General features: G+C 58.0%; 4 protein-coding genes and 1 pseudogene. All 5 read right to left on the bottom strand.

Translation table 11 applies throughout. From position 1 onward, the window contains the following. Positions 1–178: 178 nt before the first annotated feature. Positions 179–1,531 (bottom strand): annotated as a pseudogene (locus tag Q1M04_RS15830) (DNA cytosine methyltransferase); the annotation flags it as partial. A gap of 11 nt (positions 1,532–1,542) precedes the next feature. Then, positions 1,543–2,448: a conjugal transfer protein TrbL family protein gene (locus Q1M04_RS15825; RefSeq protein ID WP_300448863.1), complete on the bottom strand. Its 906-nt coding sequence runs from the start codon at positions 2,446–2,448 to the stop codon at positions 1,543–1,545. Between the two features lie 110 nt (positions 2,449–2,558). After that, entirely contained in the window at positions 2,559–3,260 is a 702-nt protein-coding gene (locus Q1M04_RS15820; RefSeq protein ID WP_300448860.1) for a hypothetical protein, read from the bottom strand. Positions 3,261–3,296: 36 nt separating this feature from the next. Beyond that, positions 3,297–3,632, bottom strand: a complete 336-nt coding sequence (locus Q1M04_RS15815) for a DUF3852 domain-containing protein (RefSeq protein WP_300448857.1) — start codon at positions 3,630–3,632, stop codon at positions 3,297–3,299. 82 nt (positions 3,633–3,714) lie between these two features. Then, positions 3,715–5,910 (bottom strand): SpaA isopeptide-forming pilin-related protein (locus Q1M04_RS15810; protein ID WP_300448855.1); only part of this gene is annotated, 2,196 nt, incomplete at its 5' end.

Here is a 5,910-nt window from a genome sequence, read left to right as displayed (position 1 = left end):
TGAAAAACGATTGGTTGAGATCAGAGCGGTTATACATAATGTTCTTGAACTGGACTGATAACTTGCGCCCTATACGATTGTATGGGGCGCAAGTTATAGTCGATAAACATACTTTTGTTTGTAATTGGGAATCCTCAATCATGTTAATTCAGTAATCGTACTCATTAGGTTCAGAAAAGCCGGTGCCCGCACGGGCTGGCAAAGTGGGAGATACCTTGTGGGGCCCTGTGTACCTTGCGTCAATGCCGTGGTTTTCATAAACTCCAAGCACCAGCGGCTGATGGCCGTGCTCCTGGGCCCGAAGCGTTCCCGCCACATCTTCTGAGCATTCCATGACGTTGCCGCCCTGGTCGTTAAGGCAGAGGACGGAGGGCATCATGTTTCCGCTGGCGGTCCCCTTCAGTGTGGGAGCGACCTCCTCCTGATAGCCGGTGGTCCCAGCGTCGGAGCCCGCCCCGGCATTGAACGCGGCGGTCAGCACGCAGGGGTATCCCTGGCCGGGCATGCCGCCTCCGCCGCTGAGGGAGGCGTGCCGCTCCGGCATCAGAAAACTGTCTCCGCCGCCTTTGCTGACCACGCCCGCCGCGAACAGCAGTCCTCCGGGATTCCGGCCTCCGCCTCCGTCGGCGCTTGCCAGCGTTGGGGATTTGCTCTCCGGCGTGAAGATTCTCGCCTGCTGGGTATCCCAGGGTGTGAGACAATCTTCCTCAAAAAACTTATGCTGGCCCCCGTTGCCGGTCAGCGCGCTTGTGGAGAGCTCCTCCAGGGAGATCAAGCCCGCCTGGGCCTCCAGCGCCAATTCCAATTGCGGCGGCAGGTCCTTCCCCCGCTCCACCGCCCGCCGCAGAATACCCAGGCAGGCTTTTGGGGTCAAATAATATTTGGATGGGACGTCCTCCTGCAAAATCGCAGATAAGGAAGATTCGACGGCGTCTCTGGGGCACTCCGAAGTGTTGAGCGTCCCACCGCACCCAAGCCACTGTGGATCGATTTCCCAATATGGCCCCAGAATATTTCCAGCGCCCGTGCGGAGGTCCAATAACATGAAGCTCTGGTTCCTCAATCTGGAGGAACGCTTCAAGGACCTGCCGGAAGTCCGAGCCCGGCGTTTTCCGTCCCGTTTCCGGGTCCCGCCCGCTGGAGAGGCTGCCCGGCACGTTTTCCCAGACGGCGAATCGGGGCCGAACATGGACACCTGTCCATCCATGACGTTTGTCTTCATCTCTCATCTCCTTGATGATCCGGATCTGTTCCATAAAAAGGCCGGAGCGGGAGCCGGTCAAACCGGCCCGCGCCCCGGCCACAGACAGTCCTGGCATGGACTGCCGCCGCAGATGATATCCACCGGAGGGAGCTTTGCCCCGTCCAGCTTTGTGATGTCCCCTACATGGACCATGTTGGGGAAGTGATGCTTTGTTACTTCGATGGGAAAGGCTTCGATCTCGCTGGCCCAGAGGGGTTCGATCCCCGCCCGGACCGCCGCGAGGGGAAAGCCGCCGATGCCATCAAAGAGGCTTCCCATGGTCAGCATAGCCACGCTCCTTACTTCGGCGCCACCGCGTGGGTGACGTTTCGTGTAATGTTGATGGCCGACTGCGCCGTATAGACCGCGCTCATGATATTGGCGTGGGTTGTGGTGTCCAGACCGAAGGTCCCGGCGATGCGGGGCACCTCTCCCGCGGAGAGCATCAGCCCCAGGCCCAGCAGGGCGTGGTCCTTGAAGACCATGAGCCCCGCCACGAGGATGGTGGACTGCAGAAAGGCCGTCAGACACAGGCCAATTACCTGCTTGATCCACTGGACGAAGCCGTCGATGTAGCCTCGGGGAACGCTGAACATATAGAGACTCCCCACGGCGATTTGTATGAGCAGGATACCGCCCCGTTTCAGGTTGCTGAAAAACACCTTAATCACGGCGTAGGCCATGAGGATGATACAGAACAGCAGCATGAAAGGGCTGGTGAGCACGCTCAGGCCGAAATGCAGGGTTTGGTTGGACATATCCACAAGACTGTCCACGCTCTGGAGGTCGTTGATAATCGCCTCTCCCACGGTGCCGATGTTGTTGCCATACCCGGTGAGTCCCGTGGCGAAGGTCCCCTGCAAGGAGACCGACAGGGCGTAGAGCCGCACCGGCACGGTCGTGAACAGGCTGACGGCCATGAAGCCCTTGAGGGCGTTGATGGCGGTCTGCTGAAGGTTCCCCCGGCCGGAGGAGTATTCGATGCCGAACTCGAAGGCCGAGACCACCAGGCTGACGGCGAACAGGGCCCAGGCCAGCTGGGAGAAAAACAGGATGATGGCCTGGACCCATTCCAGGTCAAAGAGTTCCACGCCCATGTTTCCCATCTCGGCGAAGAAGTTGCCGAGGAAGCCCACCACCTGGCCGTAGAACCAGTCGATGAGGTTGTCCATAACTGTGGACGCTACAAAGTCCCAAATAAAAATGACGTTCACCTCTCTTCTGTTTTTGGGAAAAATAAGCAGGGGTACCGCTATACCGCGACGCGCCTGCTCATTTAGATATTAAATGGTATGGCTGCTTGTCGCTTATCCCGTCACATCATGACCGGACCGGCTGCCTGGGACGGCTGTTGGGCGGCGGCTATCATTCCTCTGCGTTCCTCCAGCAGTTCCATCCGGCAGTCATCCAGCGCTTCAGCTGTGATTGGGTGGAGAAAGACGGCCTCAGCCGCCTCTCGGAACCGCTCCATGGGCATACAGAGCCTTCTCTCACACACCTGGAAATCCACTATTTCCTCCGGTGTTTTCGTCTCATACCACCTGAATTCTTCCAGCCGCTGTGCTTCTTCCGCGGTAAGCCTTTCGTCCTGCTCCTGTTCCGCAATGCGGATTGCTTCATAGGCGTCGTTATCCTCCAGCCTTGAGGCTTTGATGGAGACGGCAGACATCTCCTGTAACGCGTTTGCCACCAGACGGGTCATAATGTCCTGATCCGTACAGAGGCGCTGGAGCTCCTCGCCGCTGATTTTTTCACCATACCGTGCGCTGTTCCGATCTGTACATATGGGCCGAACGGTTACAGTAAATTCCTTGACCTCCGGAGGCACAGTCCCGTCTTCAGTGGGGGGAGGGTCCATACAGATAACGGTCCCCACCTTCGACAGAGGAAGCGTGTTGACGCCGAATCCCCACGGGCCAACTCCTACGTCGTACATCCCATAAGTGCGCCGCCGGAGCTCCGCCGCCAGCTTGAGGATGGGGTTCGATTGGATTTGATCTTCTGTTAATACTGGCATTTCATCTATCTCCTATTACAGGCAAAATGCTCAGCGTCACAGCCCGATAATGCCCCAGATATAGGAGGGGGCGGTAAGGCAGAAGATGAGGCAGACCAGGAGGATGGCGGGCGGAGCCCACTCGAACTGGCCCCGCTGGCGGTAATCGAAGTAGGCGGTGCCCACTTTGACGAAGAAGGCAATAGCCAGGATCATGTCCAGAGCGGGGAAGACCACGGTGTCGACGACGGTCTTGACCTGCCCGGAAGCCGCGGTCCAGGTCTGCTGGATGGCCCCGGAGACGTCGCCTCCGGCGGCGAGGGCGGTAGTGGTAAGGGCAGAGAGAGTCAGAAGTGTCATGAAGAGCATAGCAAGGCGCTTTTTCCGGTTCATCAAATGATCCTCCTTAAAAAATGAGAGGCCGCTCAGCTTATGAGCGGCCCCTTGATCATGGGGTGGTTAAGGTATTTCCGGCTTAGTATCCGGTGCGGGGCAGGGGCTTAGAGGGTTTTGCGGGCTTGTAGACCGTGGTGACCCAGCGGTCAGTGGCCATGATCCACTGTTCGTTGTGGACGCCGCCCACATCCGCCTGATTGACAAACTGGGCGCCGCCGTTGAGCCAGGAGACCACATTGCAGTGGATCTGAGGGGCTTCCACCTGCCGGAAGTTGGAGGGCACGACGCCGAAGACAAACATGACTTCCGTGACATACTCGCCGGAGGCCAGGCCCAGGGCCGCGGGGGACGCCGGAACAACGGAGTTCTTCATGGTGCTTACATTGTCGTCAATGACCCGGTAGGTCTCTCCGCTGAGGTTGGTCTTGTAGACGATTTTGTAATTGCCCTGGACATTGTAGGTTCCGGTAACGATCTTATCCAGCCGCAGGGCGGCGGGCAGGGTGTCCCTCCAGTAGAAGAAGGAGAGGGCGGTGGTGGAATTGTTGGCGATGCCGGAGAAGTCATAGCGGATAGCCTGTCCCGGCATGACCTGGGAGTAGCCCCGTTTGTTGATGGAGACATTGGTGTACAGAGCCTTGTTGGTCATGGCCAGACGGACGATCTGGCCTTCGTGCTCCAGGTATGCCGTCAGGGGCGTTTCGTTTACGCCGTAATTGGCGGGCGCTTTGACCTCCCGGATGGTATAGCGGCCCAGAGGGAGCTGACGGGAAACGGCGAGGCCCCGGCCATCGCTGCGGATGGTGTCCACGAGGTTGCTGGCCTTGTCGTAGATTTCAAAGACCGCGCCCTCCAGCAGCGTTCCGGCGGGGAGGCCATTGGTGGAATTGTAGTCGGCGGATTTCTTTGTGATCTGAATCTGACCGGAAATGGGGGTGTTCTCCCACTCGACAAGGGTGGTCTCGCCGGGCTTTACATAGACGGTTTTCATCTGGGTGTCCGTGATGTAGCCCTCGTTCTCCAGTTCCCGCAGGTAGTAGCGACCTGCCGTGGTGATGTCCTCGATGTACACATATCCCTGGTTGTCCGAGGTATATTGACCTACAGGGGTGTTGGTACTGTCATAGAGCAGGAAGCTGACGCCGTAGATGCCCTTCTTGGTGATGGAATCCACCTTATGAATCAGGATGCCCGAGAAGGCTTTGTTGGTCACGGTCAGCGTGGTGGTTTCGCCGTCTTTAATGGTGAAATACTGCGGGGTTTCGTCAACCTTGAAGCCCTTCGCGGCCTCGATTTCCACCGCATAGTAGTCTCCTGCGTCCAGGTCCACGTGGACCCGGCCCGTGGAATCCGTAACGACGGTTTCCACCAGAGCGCCGTCCATTCTGCGGATTTCAAACTTGACGTTGGGAATGCGCTGGGTTTTGTCGGCCTCGTTGACCTTGATCAGCTCCAGGCCGCCTGCGGGGACATTTTCAAAGGTGATGGTCTGGGTGTCATTGGCGTTCACCTGGACGGTCTGGCGCTTGGTGTTCGGATCGATCACATAGCCGGGGAGCGTTTCGATTTCCTCCACGATTATCGTGCCCACAATACCGGGGATTTTGATCTGGCCCAGGGAATCCGTCGTGTAGAGGCCGTTGGAGGAAATCTTTCCGCCATCCAGGTCCACGTTGGAGCCGTCGGCGTAGGTGATTTTGAATTTCACACCCGCCAGCGGCTTCTTGGTCGCGGCGTCGATCTTGTTGATGATCAGCCCTCCGGCTTTCTTGTTCCAGAAGGTCAGGCTCTGGACCTCGCCCTCCTTGATGAGGATGCTCTGGGGCTGACCGTCAAGGATGTAGCCATCCAGGGTCTTGGTTTCTTTGACGGTGATGGTCGTGCCAGGGGTCAGGCCGGGGATGGAAATGCGCCCATCCTTGTCGGTGGTGTAATAGCCGTTGTTGGGTCCCACGACAGCCCCGGAACTGTCTGTTACCAGAAATTCCACGCCAGCCAGCGGCTCGTTGTCGCTGCCGTCGATGAATTTTTGAATCGTCAGCGTGTTGGCGGGGATGTTGTAAAAGGTTGCCGTCTGTGTTTCCTGGGGATTGACCGTAATAGTCTGGCTCTCTCTGCCCGGTTCGATGGTATATCCGGGCAGGGGCCGGGTTTCCTTGATTACAACTGTCCCGACGATGCCGGAGATATGGACCTCGCCGTGGTCATCCGTGGTGTAGAGGCCCTTACTGGAGAGGTGCCCATTGTCTGTGTCAACGTAGCCGCCCTCAGCATA

Source organism: uncultured Oscillibacter sp. (assembly GCF_950073225.1).
Lineage (GTDB): Bacteria > Bacillota > Clostridia > Oscillospirales > Oscillospiraceae > Oscillibacter.
The sequence above is the reverse complement of the archived record's forward strand: the minus strand, read 5'-3'. Positions and strand labels throughout refer to the sequence as shown.